The 16,750-nt window shown below is 66.5% G+C and carries 18 protein-coding genes; 7 read left to right on the top strand and 11 right to left on the bottom strand.

What is annotated here, in order from left to right:
• Positions 1-29: 29 nt before the first annotated feature.
• The 3 genes from BDW16_RS07310 (at position 30) to BDW16_RS07300 (ending at position 4,026) form a co-directional block, all read left to right on the top strand.
• The gene (locus BDW16_RS07310; RefSeq protein ID WP_066580308.1) at positions 30-1,217 is read left to right on the top strand and encodes an acetyl-CoA C-acyltransferase; all 1,188 of its coding nucleotides are present in this window, start codon (positions 30-32) and stop codon (positions 1,215-1,217) included.
• Positions 1,218-1,292: 75 nt separating this feature from the next.
• Positions 1,293-1,754 (top strand): aminoglycoside 6'-N-acetyltransferase, encoded by a 462-nt coding sequence (gene aac(6'), locus BDW16_RS07305; RefSeq protein ID WP_083954380.1) that lies wholly within the window; start codon positions 1,293-1,295, stop codon positions 1,752-1,754.
• A 289-nt stretch (positions 1,755-2,043) separates the two neighbouring features.
• Positions 2,044-4,026: a hypothetical protein gene (locus BDW16_RS07300; RefSeq protein WP_066580303.1), complete on the top strand. Its 1,983-nt coding sequence runs from the start codon at positions 2,044-2,046 to the stop codon at positions 4,024-4,026.
• 257 nt (positions 4,027-4,283) lie between these two features.
• Here the strand turns inward: BDW16_RS07300 and BDW16_RS07295 are convergent, their stop codons facing one another.
• Positions 4,284-4,769, bottom strand: a complete 486-nt coding sequence (locus BDW16_RS07295) for an SH3 domain-containing protein (RefSeq protein WP_066580300.1) — start codon at positions 4,767-4,769, stop codon at positions 4,284-4,286.
• 93 nt (positions 4,770-4,862) lie between these two features.
• On the opposite strand from BDW16_RS07295, the gene BDW16_RS07290 reads away from it, so the two are divergent.
• Both BDW16_RS07290 and BDW16_RS07285 read left to right on the top strand, forming a co-directional pair.
• The gene (locus tag BDW16_RS07290) at positions 4,863-5,861 is read left to right on the top strand and encodes a 2-hydroxyacid dehydrogenase (RefSeq protein WP_066580298.1); all 999 of its coding nucleotides are present in this window, start codon (positions 4,863-4,865) and stop codon (positions 5,859-5,861) included.
• Positions 5,858-6,274 (top strand): VOC family protein, encoded by a 417-nt coding sequence (locus BDW16_RS07285; RefSeq protein WP_100362724.1) that lies wholly within the window; start codon positions 5,858-5,860, stop codon positions 6,272-6,274. Before BDW16_RS07290 ends, BDW16_RS07285 begins: the two co-directional genes overlap by 4 nt.
• Here BDW16_RS07285 and BDW16_RS21275 read toward each other — a convergent pair.
• The 10 genes from BDW16_RS21275 to BDW16_RS07240 all read right to left on the bottom strand — a co-directional run bounded on the left by BDW16_RS21275 (position 6,271) and on the right by BDW16_RS07240 (position 13,635).
• Positions 6,271-6,441, bottom strand: coding sequence for a hypothetical protein (locus tag BDW16_RS21275; RefSeq protein WP_157081421.1), 171 nt, complete (start codon positions 6,439-6,441; stop codon positions 6,271-6,273). The two genes, BDW16_RS07285 and BDW16_RS21275, sit on opposite strands and share 4 nt — an antisense overlap.
• On the bottom strand, positions 6,419-6,775 hold the full coding sequence (locus BDW16_RS07280; protein WP_066580294.1) for a HesB/IscA family protein: 357 nt from the start codon (positions 6,773-6,775) through the stop codon (positions 6,419-6,421). The genes BDW16_RS21275 and BDW16_RS07280 overlap by 23 nt, the downstream gene beginning before the upstream one ends.
• Positions 6,775-7,242: an SUF system Fe-S cluster assembly protein gene (locus BDW16_RS07275; RefSeq protein WP_066580292.1), complete on the bottom strand. Its 468-nt coding sequence runs from the start codon at positions 7,240-7,242 to the stop codon at positions 6,775-6,777. The genes BDW16_RS07280 and BDW16_RS07275 overlap by 1 nt, the downstream gene beginning before the upstream one ends.
• Positions 7,239-8,468, bottom strand: coding sequence for a cysteine desulfurase (locus tag BDW16_RS07270; RefSeq protein ID WP_066580289.1), 1,230 nt, complete (start codon positions 8,466-8,468; stop codon positions 7,239-7,241). The genes BDW16_RS07275 and BDW16_RS07270 overlap by 4 nt, the downstream gene beginning before the upstream one ends.
• Positions 8,447-9,529, bottom strand: coding sequence for a SufB/SufD family protein (locus BDW16_RS07265; protein WP_066580334.1), 1,083 nt, complete (start codon positions 9,527-9,529; stop codon positions 8,447-8,449). Before BDW16_RS07265 ends, BDW16_RS07270 begins: the two co-directional genes overlap by 22 nt.
• Positions 9,530-9,533: 4 nt before the next feature.
• Positions 9,534-10,277: a Fe-S cluster assembly ATPase SufC gene (sufC, locus tag BDW16_RS07260; RefSeq protein WP_066580287.1), complete on the bottom strand. Its 744-nt coding sequence runs from the start codon at positions 10,275-10,277 to the stop codon at positions 9,534-9,536.
• A 32-nt stretch (positions 10,278-10,309) separates the two neighbouring features.
• Entirely contained in the window at positions 10,310-10,792 is a 483-nt protein-coding gene (locus tag BDW16_RS07255) for an energy transducer TonB (RefSeq protein ID WP_066580285.1), read from the bottom strand.
• On the bottom strand, positions 10,789-12,252 hold the full coding sequence (sufB, locus tag BDW16_RS07250) for a Fe-S cluster assembly protein SufB (RefSeq protein WP_066580283.1): 1,464 nt from the start codon (positions 12,250-12,252) through the stop codon (positions 10,789-10,791). The genes BDW16_RS07255 and sufB overlap by 4 nt, the downstream gene beginning before the upstream one ends.
• Positions 12,252-12,671: an SUF system Fe-S cluster assembly regulator gene (locus BDW16_RS07245; RefSeq protein WP_066580280.1), complete on the bottom strand. Its 420-nt coding sequence runs from the start codon at positions 12,669-12,671 to the stop codon at positions 12,252-12,254. Before BDW16_RS07245 ends, sufB begins: the two co-directional genes overlap by 1 nt.
• A gap of 112 nt (positions 12,672-12,783) precedes the next feature.
• Positions 12,784-13,635, bottom strand: a complete 852-nt coding sequence (locus BDW16_RS07240) for a helix-turn-helix domain-containing protein (RefSeq protein ID WP_066580279.1) — start codon at positions 13,633-13,635, stop codon at positions 12,784-12,786.
• Positions 13,636-13,861: 226 nt separating this feature from the next.
• Between BDW16_RS07240 and BDW16_RS07235 the strand changes: the two genes are divergently transcribed.
• Positions 13,862-14,854: a quinone-dependent dihydroorotate dehydrogenase gene (locus BDW16_RS07235; protein WP_066580277.1), complete on the top strand. Its 993-nt coding sequence runs from the start codon at positions 13,862-13,864 to the stop codon at positions 14,852-14,854.
• Between the two features lie 94 nt (positions 14,855-14,948).
• Entirely contained in the window at positions 14,949-16,748 is a 1,800-nt protein-coding gene (locus BDW16_RS07230; RefSeq protein ID WP_066580275.1) for an AMP-dependent synthetase/ligase, read from the top strand.
• The last annotated feature ends 2 nt before the right edge of the window (positions 16,749-16,750 follow it).

Below are 16,750 nucleotides of genomic sequence, written 5' to 3'. Positions count from 1 at the left end.
CCAACATTCAAACTCGCGGAGAGGCGATCATGTCCACCGATCCTGTCGTCATCATATCCTATGCCCGTACCCCGATGGGGAGCATGCAGGGCGTGCTGTCCGACGCGACGGCTACCGAGCTGGGCGCAGCGGCGGTGGGCGCAGCGGTCGAGCGCGCGGGGCTGAAAGGGGAGGCGGTCGAGCGCATCTATATGGGCTGTGTGCTGCCTGCCGGCCTGGGCCAGGCGCCGGCGCGGCAGGCGGCGCGCAAGGCGGGTCTGCCCGATCACGTCGAGGCCACGACGGTCAACAAGATGTGCGGATCGGGGATGCAGGCCGCGATCATGGGCGCCGAGGCGCTGGCGGCGGGATCGGTCGACCTGCTCGTTGCGGGCGGGCTCGAGAGCATGACCAACGCGCCCTATCTGTCGATGAAGCATCGCAGCGGCGCGCGGATCGGGCATGACCGGCTGTTCGATCATATGTTCCTCGACGGGCTCGAGGATGCCTATGAGCCGGGCCGGGCGATGGGGACGTTCGCCGAGGAGATCGCGACCGAATACCAGTTCACCCGCGAGGCGCAGGACGAATTCGCGATCGCCAGCCTGATGCGCGCGCAGAAGGCGCAGCAGACCGGCGGGTTCGACCGCGAGATCACCCCGGTCGAGATCAAGACGCGCAAGGGCGTGGTGACCGTGGACAAGGACGAACAGCCGGCCAAGGCCGACCCCTCGAAGATCCCGACGCTCAAGCCCGCCTTCGCCAAGGACGGCACGATCACCGCGGCCAACGCTTCGTCGATCTCCGACGGCGCGGCGGCGCTGGTGCTGACGCGCGCATCGGTCGCCGAGCGCCTCGGCCTCGACCCGGTCGCGCGGATCGTGTCGCATGCGGCGCACGCGCATCTGCCCGCGCGCTTCACCACCGCGCCGGTGTTCGCGATGCAAAAGGCGCTCGGCAAGGCGGGCTGGGGCATCGGCGACGTCGATCTGTTCGAGGTGAACGAGGCGTTCGCGGTGGTCGCGATGATCGCGATGCGCGACCTGTCGATCTCGCACGACGTGCTCAACGTCAATGGCGGCGCCTGCGCGCTCGGCCATCCGGTCGGGGCGAGCGGCGCGCGCATTCTCGCCACGCTGCTCGCTGCGCTGCAGAACAGCGGCCAGAAGCGCGGACTGGCTTCGCTGTGCATCGGCGGCGGCGAGGCGACGGCAATGGCGGTCGAGCTGATGCACTGAGGCGATTCGTGGCGTAGCCGGAGCCAGGCGCGCATCGGGGCATGCAGGAAAGTTGTTGGCGAGGTAATCGTGCTGCTGGAAATCGTCACTGCCGGCGCGGCGCACAAAGAGGCGTGGGCCTCGCTGCGCGAAGCGCTGTGGCCCGAAGGCAGCCGCGACGAACACGCAACCGAGATCGTCGAGTTCATTGCCGAGATGGCAGAGGGCCGGGAGCAGATCTGCTTCCTGGCGATTAGCGGCGACGAGGCCGTAGGCTTTGCCGAAGCCGCGATCCGGCATGACTATGTCAATGGCTGCGACACCTCTCCCGTAGCATTTCTGGAGGGCATCTATGTCGCCCCGCCGAGCCGGCGTGCCGGGGTTGCGGGCGCGCTGCTGGCGGCGGTGGAGGCCTGGGGGCGCCATGGCGGCTGCACCGAACTGGGTTCGGACGCCGCGTTGACGAATGTCCAGAGCCACGCCTTTCACCGCGGTCTCGGCTTCGAGGAGACCGAGCGGGTGGTGTATTTCCGCAAGGTGATCGAGCAACAGGACTGATTGCAGGGCGAAGCGATCGAGCCGCTTGCTTCCGGTTCTCCTCCAGATGGATCCCGGCACAAGGCCGGGATGACGGAAGGCGTGGACGACCGCTAACGACCCCATTGCGGACATGCGAAGGCGCCGGCACCCGCCAACCACCGATTCCCGGTTCTTCACAGCGTCATCGTGAGGCCGGTCACCAAGCTCACACCCGATGACGGCTGGCCCCTTAGAGTAACGGTAAATACTTCTCCGGCGAGACAGCCAATGTTGCATCCCTGATCTTCAACGGTCATTCCTGTCGAGCATGGAGATCCGAACTTTCTCGCTCGATCCGGACCTGACCGCTGCCGAAGTGGATGCCGGAACTCCAAATGCGTGGCACTTCCTGCCGTTCGAGGACCGCCGTGGCGAGCTGTTCGCGCTCGACGGGCGGTTCATCCTGGCGATTGGAAGGATCGGCTCGCGAAGCACTAGCGTCGCGATCTTCGACACGGTCGAACGCCGTCGAACCAACATCGAAACCAACGACCGGCTATGGGCCCATAGCCGAGAGAACAACACATTCTCTTGGTGCTATGCGCCGTTCCACCAGTCGGTCTTCATCGTCGAATCATCGCGGAAGCCTGACGGTGTCTACCCGAACCCGTGGCAATATGTGCGCCAGCTGTCGGTCGACGGCCGGGTGAACCGTCAGATTCTGATCGCGCAGGACTTTTCGGCATCCGTGCTTCTGCCCCGTGACGACGGGCGGATCGTCTGTATCGGCCCACGCGCGATCGCCGTGCTCGATCCGGTGAGCGGCGAGGCGCGCGTGAGTGCCATGGACCTGCCCGCCCATCATTACCCTCACCTGGACCAACGCCTTCGATGGTTCAGTCCCGACGGGCGCTGGGGACTGCGTACGCATTCCGCACCGATCATCGGCTCCGCAAAACCGCGAATGGCAAGCCGTTTCCGGCCGCTCCTCTCGCGGATTTTCCCCCTGGCGGATGCGGTACCGGTCGAGCAGGACGCGCATCCCGATCTCGAGGGGAGTACCCCGCGGTTCGGCCGAGCTCTCGATCTGTTCCGGCTTGATCCGATCGCTTTCGAGCGGCGGCTGATCGTCCGCTATGACGAACTGGATGACGCGGCGTTCGCCACGCTCCAACACCTGAGCGACCGGCAGAGCGGAGATGAATGGGATGCGCGCGACGCATGGCTCCGCGGCCTTCCAGAGGACGCGCCGGAGCTACGATGGGCGCGCTGGATGTATGACTGGATCTGCGGGATCGAGTGGGACGATGACGGGCAGGGCTTCACGGTCAAGTGGGCGCAAGGGGTACGCGAAGTCCCGTCACAGGTGTTGGCGGCGCTTACCGTCACGGTCACCGACTTTGCTCAGCGTCACGTCGCGTTCGATGGCGTCACCGGCCCTGTCTCGATGGTTGCGGGGGCACCGAAGCCAGCGAAGCTTATCCCGAGCGAGACGGCTATCAATGCGATCAAGGCACTGGTTCGGCAGCGTTCCCGCCAGATCGTGGATTGCGATGGTTGGACGGGTGCCGACGTCGCGGCAACCCTGCGGGAACTTCGCAGCAGGATCGATGGGCAGGGCCTGGCGGCTCTGGTGTTCGGCGGGCAGCTCCAGCTCCAGTTTCGCGTGGACAAGCGCACTATCGGCGAGAAGAAGTTTTTCGAAACGGTTCGCGACATGGCGGCGGACGATATCGAGATCGTTCTGCCGGAGCTTCGGGCGCTGCTGAAAAGCTACGGCGTCGCCGCACGAACGCTGGGCGAGACCTATTTCGGCTCGATCGCGTCAGGCCCGTCCGACCACAGCCCCGCCGCGCTGTCGGAGACGGCGTTGACACTGGCCATGCTGGATGATCTGGGCTTCGATGCCCTGCGGGGTTGGGTCGTCGCGGTCGATCAGGAGCATGATTATTTCGCGGCCAGCAAGGTCTTCCCAGCGATGGCGCGGCGGACCGGCTTCGCCACCCCCGCCGCGGTGCGCTTTGGCCTCTGGTTCTTCCTCCAGCAGTGGCAGACGGTGAAGTACGAGAAGGCGTGGCTTGGCCTGTTCAAGGCGGCGCAGACGGTCATGACGCCGGTCGCGTTTGCTTCCGCTGCGCTGGAGGAGGCACGAGACGTGAACAGCTTCAGTGACGCCTCGGATCTCGAATCAGGCATCTGCCGCGTTCAGGAGATGCTCGGCCGCACCTTCTGGGACCGCGCCGCAACGGCCGAGCTTGATCGGCTGCTCGCCACAGCCGAACCATCGTCGCAAGGTCACAGAACCTCCTGACGAAAGTAGGCTGGCAGCTTTCCACCCGATAGCTGCCCCGCTTGCAATGTTGGAATTGGTTTGCTTGCATCGATGCGCCGCATCGCGGCCGCTCTTTGATCACGTCGATTCGCCCGGTTGCGTGGCGATCCGGAACCTCCACCGGAGAAAGGCGACGAAGTTGACAGAATGAATCGCGTTCCGCGCAACTTCGTCAACTTCGCGGCAGCTTGCTGCCGGCCCGCGATTTCCGGAGTCCAGCCATCGCGGTTCCGTCGCTAGGGCACTTCCTCGCCCGGCTCGGTGCCCCAGATGCGGTTCTGCTCGACATAACCGCCGCGGCCGCGGACGTCGAACCAGCACCAGCCGCGCTGGCATTTGCTGATGCGGCCGACCACGCCCGGCGCCGCGCGCCAGTTGACGCGGGCGTTGAGGCGGGGACTGTCGCGCAGTTCGACGATCGTGCCGACGACGATGCCGGTACGCTGGGCAGAGAGCAGGCCGACCAGCATCCACCCCTGGGTGCCGTCGGGATCCTCGACCTTGCGCCAGTCATTGTAGATTTCGACCACCTTCACCGGCAGATCGGCACGGCGGTAGAGCCAGCTGGTGGGATAGTTGCGCCCCGGGCCGGTGCGCATGTTCGCCTTGCCCGCGCTGATCGAGGCGTAATAGGGCGGCTTGCGCTGCTGGGCCGAGGCTTGTGCGATGGCGCCGAGGCCGAGCGCCGCCGCCACCAATATCCCGAGCACCGTTCGTAACATTCCAAACCCCCAAGTGATGGGATCCGTTTACTTCGAGGCGTTGCGCCGCATCAACCGTTGACTGAGGCGCGCGCTGGGGCCATCCGGACCGGGATGGTACAAGCGCCCCGACCCGCCCGGCCCCGCGTGGCCGTGACGCGCGAATTGCCCGACGCGATCGCCGCGCGGATGGGTGAGCTGTTCGATACGAGTTTCAACCAGTCGGACGAGGCGATGGACCGCGCGGCGTTGCTGGCGGCGGTCGCGGATTGCGACGTGCTGGTGCCCACCGTGACCGATACGATCGATGCCGACCTCATCGCTGCGGCGGGCGAGCGGCTGAAGCTGATCGCCAACTTCGGATCGGGGGTGAACCATATCGACCTGAAGGCGGCGCGAGCGCGCGGCATCGTCGTCACCAACACGCCCGGCGTCCTGACCGAAGACACCGCCGACATGACGATGGCGCTGATCGTCTCGGTCCCGCGCCGGCTGGCCGAGGGCGAGAAGCTGGTGCGATCGGGCCAGTGGAAGGGCTGGTCGCCGGGCGGGATGCTGGGGCACCGCATCGGCGGGAAGAAACTGGGCATCGTCGGCATGGGCCGGATCGGTCAGGCGGTGGCGCGGCGCGCACGGGCGTTCGGCCTGTCGATCCACTACCACAACCGCCACCGTTTGCCCGAGGTGGTGGAAGCCGAGCTTGGGGCGGCCTGGCATGGCGATCTCGACGCGATGCTGCGCGAGATCGATATCCTGACGATCCACACGCCGCTCAACGAGGAGAGCCGCGACCTGATCGACGCGCGGCGAATCGGGCTGCTCGGGCCGCAAGTCTATCTGATCAATGCCTCGCGCGGCGGGATCGTCGACGAGGAGGCGATGGTCGATGCGCTCGAGGCCGGACGGCTGGCGGGGGCGGGGCTGGACGTGTGGCGGTTCGAGCCGCAGATCGACCCGCGGCTGCTGGCGCTGCCCAATGTCGTGATGACCCCGCATATGGGCAGCGCGACCTATGAGGGCCGGCACGCGACGGGCGAGAAGGTGATCGCCAATATCCGCTTCTGGGCCGATGGCCACCGTCCGCCCGATCAGGTGCTGGAAGGCTGGATGTGACGCCGCTGTTCCACCTTGCCATTCCGGTCGACGATCTGGAGGCGGGGCGGGCCTTTTACGGCGAGCTGCTCGGTTGCCCGCAGGGGCGCGAGGATCCGGGGCACTGGATCGACTTCGATTTTCGCGGGCATCAGCTGGTGCTGCACAAGGGCGAGGGCGCTGGGGTGCGGACGCGCAACGCGGTGGATGGCGATGCGGTGCCGGTGCCGCATTTCGGGCTGGTGCTCGATTGGGACGAGTGGCACGCGCTCGCCGAGCGGCTGCGTGGTGCGGGGACCGAGTTCGTGATTCCGCCGCATATCCGCTTCGCTGGCAAGCCGGGCGAGCAGGCAACGATGTTTTTCCACGATCCGGCGGGCAACGCGCTGGAATTCAAGGCGTTCCGCGATATCGGGCAGCTGTTCGCGACCTAGTCCGCTGTCTCGTCCTTCGCCTCGCGCCGTTTCTTGACCGCGCGCGCGATCAGCAAACCGCCGAGGATGAAGCCGCCGGGCGCGAGCAGCACCGCGGCCGCGATCGCCGCGTTCTTCGCTGCCTTGGACCTGGGTGGCGTTTCGTCAGACAGTGAAGCTCTCGCCACAGCCGCACGCGCCCTTGGCGTTGGGGTTGTTGAAGACGAAGCCCGCGGTGAAATCATCCTCCACCCAGTCCATCGTCGATCCGATCAGGTAGAGCACCGATCCGCCATCGACGAACAAGGTGCCGCCGGGCGTGTCGATGCGCTCGTCCATCGGGTTCGCGGCGGTGACATAGTCGACCGAATAGGCAAGGCCCGAGCAGCCGCGGCGCGGGGTCGAGAGCTTGACGCCGATCGCGCCTTCGGGTGCCCGCGACATCAGGTCGGCGATGCGCGCCTCCGATGCGGGGGTCAGCAGGATCGCGGCGGGGCGGGCGCGGGTCTTCACGTCGGTCATCACAGCATCCCCAGTTCGAGCCGGGCCTCATCGCTCATCTTCTGCGGGTCCCAGGGCGGGTCCCAGACGAGGTTGACCTCGGCATGGCCGACGCCGGGAACGGCGCCGACACGCAGCTCGACCTCACCCGGCATGGATTCGGCGACGGGGCAGTGCGGGGTGGTAAGCGTCATCGTCACCACGGCATGGCCATCGCCCGTGACCTCGACATTGTAGATCAGCCCGAGGTCGTAGATGTTCACCGGAATTTCGGGATCGTAGATTTCCTTGAGCGCATCGATGATCGCGTCATAGGTCGCGCCGCCGGGCTCCCCCGCCGGAAGATCGGCGGGCTTCTGCGAGAGGAAGCCGTCGAGATAGTCGCGCTTGCGCTCGAAGGTTTCGCGTGGCGTGTCCTCGACACGCGCTTTCGGCGGCGGCGTCACGGCTGCCACTTCCTCAACCTCGATCTTGCCTGCCTCGTTCACCCGAAGATCCTCGTCACTCTTTCAATACCCTTGACCAGCGCGTCGATGTCCGCCGCGCCGTTGTAGACGCCGAAGCTGGCTCGGGCCGTGGCCGCCACCCCCAGCACATCCATCAGCGGCTGCGCGCAATGATGGCCCGCGCGGATCGCGACATTGCCCTCGTCCAATATGGTGGCGACGTCGTGGGGATGCACCCCCTGAACCTCGAAACTGACGATGCCGGCGCTGTCGGCCGGGCCATAGACGCGGACGCTGTTGAGACCCGCCAGCGCCTCACGCGCCGCGGTCACCAGCGCGGTTTCGTGCGCATGGATGCGATCGAGGCCGATGTCGTCGACATAGTCGATCGCGGCGTGGAGGCCGATCACGCCGGTGATGTGCGGCGTTCCCGCCTCGAACCGGCCCGGCGGCGGAGCGTAGGTCGTCTTCTCGAACGTTACACGGTCGATCATCGATCCGCCGCCCTGATAGGGGGGCATCGCGTCGAGCAGGTCGTAGCGGCCCCACAGCACCCCGATCCCCGTCGGGCCGTAGAGCTTGTGGCCCGAGAAGACATAGAAGTCGCAATCGAGATCGGCGACGTCGACGGGCAGGCGCGGAACCGCCTGGCAGCCGTCGAGCAGCAGCTTGGCGCCGACGGCGTGCGCAAGCCCGGCGGCGCGCTTGGCGTCGAGCACCGAGCCGAGCACGTTCGAGACATGGGCGAGCGCGACCAGCTTGTGCTGCGGCGTCAGCATCGCCGCCATCGCTTCGAGGTCGATGCGGTGGTCTTCGGTCAACGGGACGACGTCGATCGCGGCGCCGGTGCGCTCGGCAACCATCTGCCATGGCACGATGTTGCTGTGATGCTCGAGCTGGCTCAGCAGGATGCGGTCGCCGGGCTTGAGCACGGTACCCGCCCAGCACTGCGCGACGAGGTTGATACCCTCGGTCGCACCGCGGACGAAGACGATCTCGTTCTCCTGGCCCCCGATGAAGCGGGCAACGCGGCGGCGTGCGGCCTCGAACGCCAGCGTCATGTCGGCCGAGCGCTGATAAACGCCGCGATGCACGGTCGCATAGTCGCGGTCATAGGCGCGGGTGATCGCGTCGATGACCGGGCGAGGCTTCTGCGAGGTCGCGGCGGTATCGAGATAGGCCCAGCCCTGCGGGATTGCGGGGAAATCCGCGAGGACGTCCAGCGGGGCGGTGGTGGTCGTGACGCTCACAGTGCGGCCTCCAGCCATTTCTCGGCGTCGGCAGCGAAGGTATCGCGCACCGTCTCGTCGCCGATCCGGTCGAGGGCGTCGGCGACGAAGGCGCGGGTGAGCAGCGCCTTGGCCTGCGGCTCCGGGATGCCGCGCGACTGCATGTAGAACAAAGCCTTGGCGTCGAGCTCGCCGACCGTGGCGCCATGGGCGCACTTCACGTCATCGGCGAAGATTTCGAGCTCCGGCTTTAAATTGACCGTCGCTGTGCGCTTCAAGAGCAGGCCGCGCAACGATTGTTCGCCGTCGGTCTTCTGCGCGTGGCGGGCGACTTCGGCACGGGCGGCGAGGCTGGCGGTCGAGGCGTCGGCGGCGACCGCGCGCCAGATCTGGCGGCTGGTGCCCTCGATCGCGGCGTGGTGGACCGCGACAGCGGCTTCCTGTTTCTGTTCGCCGCGGGTGAGCAGCGCGCCGCCCATTTCGGCATAGGCGCCGATGCCGTCGAGACGCAGGAAGCCGTCGATGCGGCTGCCGCTGCCGCCGGCACCGAGGAAGGTCGATACGTAGCTGGCAGCTTCGCCGATCTGCGCTTCGTCACGGATGGAGACGAAGCCTTCGTCCTGCAATAGGCGGACGGCGCGCTGGAGGCGGGCGCCCTTGCCAAGCGAGGCGTGGAGGAGCCGGTTGGTCCAGCCGCGGCCGGCATACGTCTCGATCACCGTGGCGACGGCGTCGTCGGCCATGTCGATCCGGGCCGGGACATGGTTCTCGCCGCCGGTGCCGAGATGGACGATCTGGACCGGGTTGGTGGCGGCCGCGGCATCGAGGCGCAGCACCCAGCCTTCGCCCTGGGCAAGCCGGCCGAGCGGGTGATCGCCGGTCATCTCCAGAGCCGTGAGCTGAACCGGGCCGGGACGGCTATGCGCGGGTTCAAACGCGCCGTCGACGAACAGCAGGCGCGGGCCGGCGATGTCGAGGAACAGGGTCGAGGGATCGACCCCGGTCGCCTCGGGCACCGAATCCGCGGCGGCGCGGAGCGTGTCGAGATCGCTCCAGCGCCACGCTTCCTCACGCGGGGAGGGAAGGGTGAGGGTGCTCATCGGTTCAGGCCGCCACCTGCGCGTACCCTTCGCGCTCAAGCTCGAGCGCGAGTTCGGGGCCGCCGGTCTTCACGATGCGGCCGTCGGCGAGGATGTGGACCGCGTCGGGCTTCACATAATCGAGCAGGCGCTGATAGTGGGTGATCAGCAGCACCGCCTTGTCGGGTGCGCGCATGATGCGGTTGATGCCTTCGCCGACGATGCGCAGCGCGTCGATGTCGAGCCCGGAATCGGTCTCGTCCAGCACCGCGAATTTGGGGTTTAGAATGCCCATCTGGACCATTTCGTTGCGCTTCTTCTCGCCGCCCGAAAAGCCGACATTGACCGGGCGCTTGAGCATCTCGGCGTCCATCTCCAGCGCGCCGGCCTGGGCGCGGGCGAGCTTCAGGAACTCGGCACCCGACAGCGGTGCCTCGCCGCGCGCGCGGCGCTGGCTGTTGAGGCTTTCGCGCAGGAATTGGACGTTGGACACGCCGGGGATCTCGACCGGATACTGGAAGCCGAGGAACAGCCCAGCGGCGGCGCGGGCGTGCGGATCGAGGTCGAGCAGATCCTGGCCGTCGAAGCTCACCGAGCCTTCGGTGACTTCATAGCCGGGACGGCCGCCGAGGACATAGCCGAGCGTCGACTTGCCCGCGCCGTTGGGGCCCATGATCGCGTGCACCTCGCCCGCGTTGACGGACAGGCTGAGGCCCTTGAGGATCGGCTTGCCGTCGATTTCGGCGTGGAGGTTTTCGATTACGAGCATGGGTCTTTCCGTTGAATTCGGTTCTGCGGCGATCACCGCGGTTCGTCCGTCTGGCCGCTGCTGAAGGTGATCGCGGGCGGGCCGTTGTCCGCCTTGGGTGGGGGCGGGAGCTTGCTGAGGCGGTTGGGGTCGTCCTCGGTCTCGGTCGAGACCAGCGGGCCGACCGCGGGAATCTTGGGCGGGTCGGGCTTGAGCGTGACGCCGAGGCCGAGCTTGGGTTCCTCGGGCTTCGGCTTAACCTCTACCGCCATCAGCGGGATGCTGCCTTCGCCGCAGAATTGCTGGCCCTTGGTCGAGGTCAGACAATCGGGGAGCGAGGTGCAGGCGCGGGCGTCGACGGTGGCGACGCCGCTCGACTTGAACACGCGGCAATTGATCAGGCGGCCGTCTGCAGCCTTGTCGAAGACGAGCGCGACGCGGCCCGCGGTCGCGGTGACGACCACTTCCTCATATTCCGGCTCGGGCACGGCAGCGCCCTGTTGCGCGACGAGGAGGAGGGCGGCGGCGAGAATCAACCGACGCTGCCCTCAAGGCTGATGCCGAGCAGCTTCTGCGCCTCGACCGCGAACTCCATCGGGAGCTGCTGGAGCACCTCCTTGGCAAAGCCGTTGACGATCAGCGCGACCGCGGCCTCCTGGTCGAGGCCGCGCTGCATCGCGTAGAAGAGCTGGTCCTCGCTGATCTTGCTGGTGGTCGCCTCATGCTCGATCTGCGCGCTGGGGTTGCGCACCTCGATATAGGGCACGGTGTGTGCGCCGCACTGGTCGCCGAGCAGCAGGCTGTCGCACTGGGTGAAGTTGCGGACATTCTCCGCCGTCGGGCCGACGCGGACGAGGCCGCGATAGGTGTTGTCGCTGCGCCCGGCGCTGATGCCCTTGGAGATGATCGTCGAACGGCTGTTCTTGCCGAGATGGATCATCTTGGTGCCGGTATCGGCCTGCTGGCGGTTGTTGGTGACCGCGACCGAATAGAATTCGCCGACGCTGTTCTCCCCCGCGAGCACGCAGGACGGGTATTTCCAGGTGATGGCGCTGCCGGTCTCGACCTGGGTCCAGCTGACCTTGGAATTCTTCCCTTGGCACAGCGCACGTTTGGTCACGAAATTATAGATGCCGCCCTTGCCGTCCTCGTCGCCGGGATACCAGTTCTGGACGGTCGAATATTTGATCTCGGCATCGTCGAGCGCGACGAGTTCCACGACGGCGGCGTGGAGCTGGTTCTCGTCGCGCATCGGGGCGGTGCAGCCTTCGAGGTACGAGACGTAGCTGCCCTTGTCGGCGACGATCAGCGTGCGCTCGAACTGGCCGGTATTTTCGGCATTGATGCGGAAATAGGTCGACAGCTCCATCGGGCAGCGCACGCCCTCCGGGATGTAGACGAAGGTGCCGTCGCTGAAGACCGCGCAGTTGAGCGCCGCGAAGTAATTGTCGTGCATCGGCACGACCTTCCCCAGCCACTTCTTCACCAGATCGGGATATTCGCGGATCGCCTCGCTGATCGAGCGGAAGATGACGCCTGCGGCCTCCAGCTCGGCGCGGAAGGTGGTGGCGACGCTGACGCTGTCGAACACCGCATCGACCGCGACCTTGCGGCTGCCCTCGACGCCGGCGAGGACCTTCTGCTCCTCGATCGGGATGCCGAGCTTCTCATAGACGCGCAGGATCTCGGGATCGACCTCGTCCAGGCTACCGAGCTTGGGCTTGGCCTTGGGCTCGGCGTAATAATAGGCGTCCTGATAGTCGATCGGCGGGATCGACAGCTTCGCCCAGTCAGGCGGGGTCATGGTCAGCCAGTGGCGATACGCCTTGAGCCGCCAGTCGAGCATCCATTCCGGCTCGCCCTTCTTGGCGGAGATGAAGCGGACGGTGTCCTCGGACAGCCCCTTGGGGGCGAACTCCTGCTCGATGTCCGAGCTGAAGCCCCATTCGTACTTCTTGTTGGCGGCGGCGAGCGCCTCGGCATTCTTGGTGGCCATCAGGCGGGTTCCGGCTGGGTCGAGAGGGTGGCGAGGGTGACGCCCGCGAGCGTCGAGCGAACCGCGCCGTTGACCGCGTTCCAGTGCGGCTTCACGCGGCAGCTTTCCTCGATGCAGCAGTCATGGCGGCCCTTGTCCACACAAGCGGTGAGGGTGATCGGGCCTTCGATCGCCTCGACGATATCGACGAGGCTGATCGCGGCAGGCGGACGGGCGAGGCGGAAGCCGCCGCCGGTGCCGCGTGCGGATTCGATGAGGCCGGCGGAGGACAGGCGGCTGACCAGCTTCTGCACCGTCGGCAGGGGCAGGCCGGTCTCGTCGGCGAGCAGCGTCGCGTTGAGCCTGCCACTGACGCCGCAATGGCGCGCGGCGGCGGCGAGCATCACGACGGCATAGTCTGTCTGGGCCGAAAGTCGCATTCTTCCTTCGCAGTTGCGAACGGTTCTCAAATCGGAATGATTCGTTCCGATTGGGCAGATGGGCGCGATGGTGTGCCGCGTCAACCCGGGCGTTGCAGTGAATCGGGCAAGCTCAGGTATCGCTGATCAGCGGATTGACCTGGCCCTGAAGCGCGCTGCGCTGCGAGATGGTGAGTTGGGCGAGCAGCGTGGGCTCTTCCTGAAGCTGGCGCGGCGTGCAGCCGGTGAACTGCTTCATCTCGCGAATGAGGTGCGACTGGTCGTAAAAGCCGCGGTCGAGCAGTTCGTCGAGCGTCGCCTTGCGCTCGGCAAACACCACCGCGGCCTTGAGCGCGCGATATTTGCGGGCGAGGAGCTTGGGCGGGGCGCCATAGAGGGCCTTGCACTTGCGTTCGAGCTGGCGGTCCGAAAGGCCGGTCGCGGCGGCAAGAGCGCTGATCTCGGGCGAGGCGGACGCCGCCAGCCAGTCATCGACCAGGCGGACGAATGCGGCGTCGGGCGAAGCTGCGCGCGCGAGGCTTGCGATCAGCGTCTCCGCGATGGCGACCATCGCCTTGGTATCGGGTGCTTGCGCGAGCCGGGCCCGCGCATCGTCCGTCGCCGGACCGAACAGATCGCGCGCGTCGAACACGCAGTTGAGCATGGTGGAGGCGTCGTTGCCGATCAGCGCGGCCCAGCCGGCCGGTGTGATCCCGCAGCCGAAGACATGGACGGGCCCGGCCACCTTGACGCGCATCGCGCCGCTGGTCGGTCCGATGACATGGACTTGGGGGGCGGGGTGGATGCTGCCGTCGGGCATACGGTATTCGGCGGCGCCGTCCGATATACGGAAACGGAGCTGTGCGTGATCCGCGCGCTCGGTGTCCTCCAGCATCGGGACATCGGCCCGGAAATGGTAGAACAGCGTGACCCATTCGGCAGCACCCGCATCGGGCACCGCATATTCCAGTTGCACCGCCGTCATCGAACGTCCCCAAACGCGGCAGATCTCAGGGTAGGCGCGTTCGTTCGCGGGGGGAAGTGTGGAAAAAATGCCGAAAATGCCCGGCGGGAGGTGACTCCCGCCGAGCTTAGTTTCAGAAGCCCCTGTTGAAGCTCCTCAGGTCGCCTCAATCGTCTAGACTCGGCCGGTCGATTCGGTCTTGGAAGAATTCGACATCACAACAAGGTTTTGCGATGCAATTATTGCAATGCGGTATGATCTCGTGAGCGGCTATGCCCTGCTGCGCCCCGCATTGTTCGCCATCGATGCCGAACGGGCGCATCGGCTGACGATCCGGGCATTGTCGATCGTCGGCGGCACCGGCGCGGTGCCGCGGGTGCGGCCGGTGACGATCGCGGGCCTTGAGTTTCCCAATCCGGTCGGCCTTGCGGCCGGGATGGACAAGGACGGCGAGGCTGTAGCGGGGCTGTTCGGGCTCGGCTTCGGCGCGGTCGAGATCGGATCGCTGACCCCCCGGCCGCAGGCGGGCAATCCCAAGCCGCGGCTGTTCCGGCTGGCGGCGGATCGCGGCGTGGTGAACCGCATGGGGTTCAACAATGGCGGGATCGATGCGGCGCTGGCGCGGGTGGCCGGGCGCAAGCATGCGGGCGTGCTGGGCATCAATGTCGGGGCGAACAAGGACAGCGAGAATCGCGTCGCGGACTATGCGCTCGGCGTAGGGAAAGCCGCTGCGGTTGCGGACTATGTGACGATCAACGTCAGCTCCCCCAACACGCCGGGGCTGCGCGACCTGCAGTCGCGGCCGGCGCTGGACGAGCTGCTGGCGGCATCGAGCGCGGCACGAATGGTGGACGGGCGGCGCGTTCCCCTGTTTCTCAAGGTCGCGCCTGACCTGGATACCCAGGGGCTCGACGATGCGGTGCGCGCCGCGATCGACAACGGGATCGATGCGCTGATCGTCGGCAACACGACGATCTCCCGCCCCGATACGCTGCGCTCGGCACAGGCTGGCGAGACAGGCGGGCTTTCGGGTGCGCCGCTCAAGGCGCTGGCGCGGGCGAAGCTAGTCGAGGCGATTGCGTCGGGCGGCGGACAGCTGCCGGTGATCGCGGCCGGCGGGATCGACTCGCCCGAGGAAGCGCTGCTGCGGCTCGAAGCGGGCGCGGCGCTGGTGCAGATCTACTCGGCCCTGGTCTATGAGGGCCCCGGGCTGGTGCGGCGAATCCTCAAGCGGCTGTGACTCCGTAGCGGCATTGCGCTTGGCAGCGGGGCCGCTAGGCTTGCTTCAGAGACGCGCGGGCACGAACCCGCGCCTGGGGCGTTAAGGGGACAGGATGCGCAAGCTCGAACGGTTCGACAATCTGGTACAGATGTTCTTCGCGCGTGCGCGAGAGAAGGGCGATGCGCCGTTCCTGTGGGCGAAGAGCGGCGGCGAATGGGTGCCGACGAGCTGGGCCGAGGCGGCGGAGCAGGTCGCGAGCCTGGCGGCGGCGCTGAAGAAGCTGGGGCTGAAACCGGGCGATCGGGTGATGCTGGTCAGCGAGAACCGCCCCGAATGGTGCATCAGCGACCTGGCGATCATGGCCGCCGGCGGCGTGACCGTGCCGACCTACACGACCAATACCGAGCGCGATCACCAGCACATCATCGAGAATTCGGGCGCGACGATGACGATCGTGTCCAACGGCAAGCTCGCCAAGACGCTGCTCCCTGCGGTTCTGCACGCCACGGGCAGTCACAGCCATATGGTGATCGGGATCGAGGAGATGCGGATCGGCCAGCCCGGCGCGATCGAATATCACGACTGGAAGACGCTGATCGCCGAGAACCCGGCGGACGTGGCGGCGGCGGCGGCAGAGGCGGACAAGGTCAAGCGTGAGGATCTGGCATGCATCATCTACACCAGCGGCACCGGCGGCTCGCCGCGCGGGGTGATGCAGCATCACGGCGCGATCCTGTGCAATGTCGAGGGCTGTTGCATCGTCATCGCCGAGGATTTCGGCTGGGAGGACGAGGTGTTCCTGTCGTTCCTGCCGCTCTCCCATGCCTATGAGCATACCGGCGGCCAGCATTTCCCGATCGGGCTGGGCGCGCAGATCTACTACTCCGAAGGTCTCGACAAACTCGCCTCCAACATCGAGGAGGTGCGCCCGACGCTGATGGTGGTGGTGCCGCGCCTGTTCGAGGTTCTGCGCACCCGCATCACCAAGCAGGTCGAGAAGCAGGGCAAGTTCGCCAACTATCTGCTCGACCGTGCGGTCTCGATCGGCGGGAAGAAGGCGGCGGGCAACGGATCGATCCTCGATCTGCCGATGAGCCTGTTCCTCAGCCGGACCCTGAAACCCAAGCTTGCCAAGCGCTTTGGCGGCCGGATCAAGGCGATGGTCTCGGGCGGCGCGCCGCTCAATCCCGAGGTGGGCGTGTTCTTCGAGAGCCTCGGCATCACCTTCCTGCAGGGCTATGGCCAGACCGAAGCGGCGCCGGTGATCAGCTGCAACCGGCCCAAGGCCGGCCTCAAGCACGACACGGTCGGCCCGCCGCTGGAAGGCGTCGAGGTGAAGATCGCGGAGGACGGCGAGATCCTGGTGCGCGGCGAGCTGGTGATGCACGGATACTGGCGCAACGAGGCCGAGACGGCGCGCGTCCTCAAGGACGGGTGGCTGCACACCGGCGATATCGGGATGATCGACGAGAAGGGCCGGATCAAGATCACCGACCGCAAGAAGGACATCATCGTCAACGACAAGGGTGACAATGTCGCGCCGCAGAAGGTGGAGGGGATGCTGACGCTTCAGCCCGAGATCATGCAGGCGATGATCGCTGGGGACCGCAAACCGTACATGACCGCGGTGATCGTCCCCGATCCCGAATGGACGCAGGAATGGTGCGCCAAGAACGGGGCCAAATGCGATCTGAAGGCGCTGCTCCAGGATCATGACTATCGCACCGCGGTGGGCGCTGCGGTCGAGCGGGTGAACAAGGACCTGTCGGTGATCGAGCGTATCCGCCGCTTCATCCTGGCCGACGAGCCGTTCAGCATCGAGAACGAGCAGCTGACGCCGAGCCTGAAGATTCGGCGGCATGTGCTGAAGCAGGTCTATGGCGAGCGGCTGGACGCGCTGTACAAGAGCTGAGC

This window comes from Sphingomonas koreensis (assembly GCF_002797435.1).
Lineage (GTDB): Bacteria > Pseudomonadota > Alphaproteobacteria > Sphingomonadales > Sphingomonadaceae > Sphingomonas > Sphingomonas koreensis.
The sequence above is the reverse complement of the archived record's forward strand: the minus strand, read 5'-3'. Positions and strand labels throughout refer to the sequence as shown.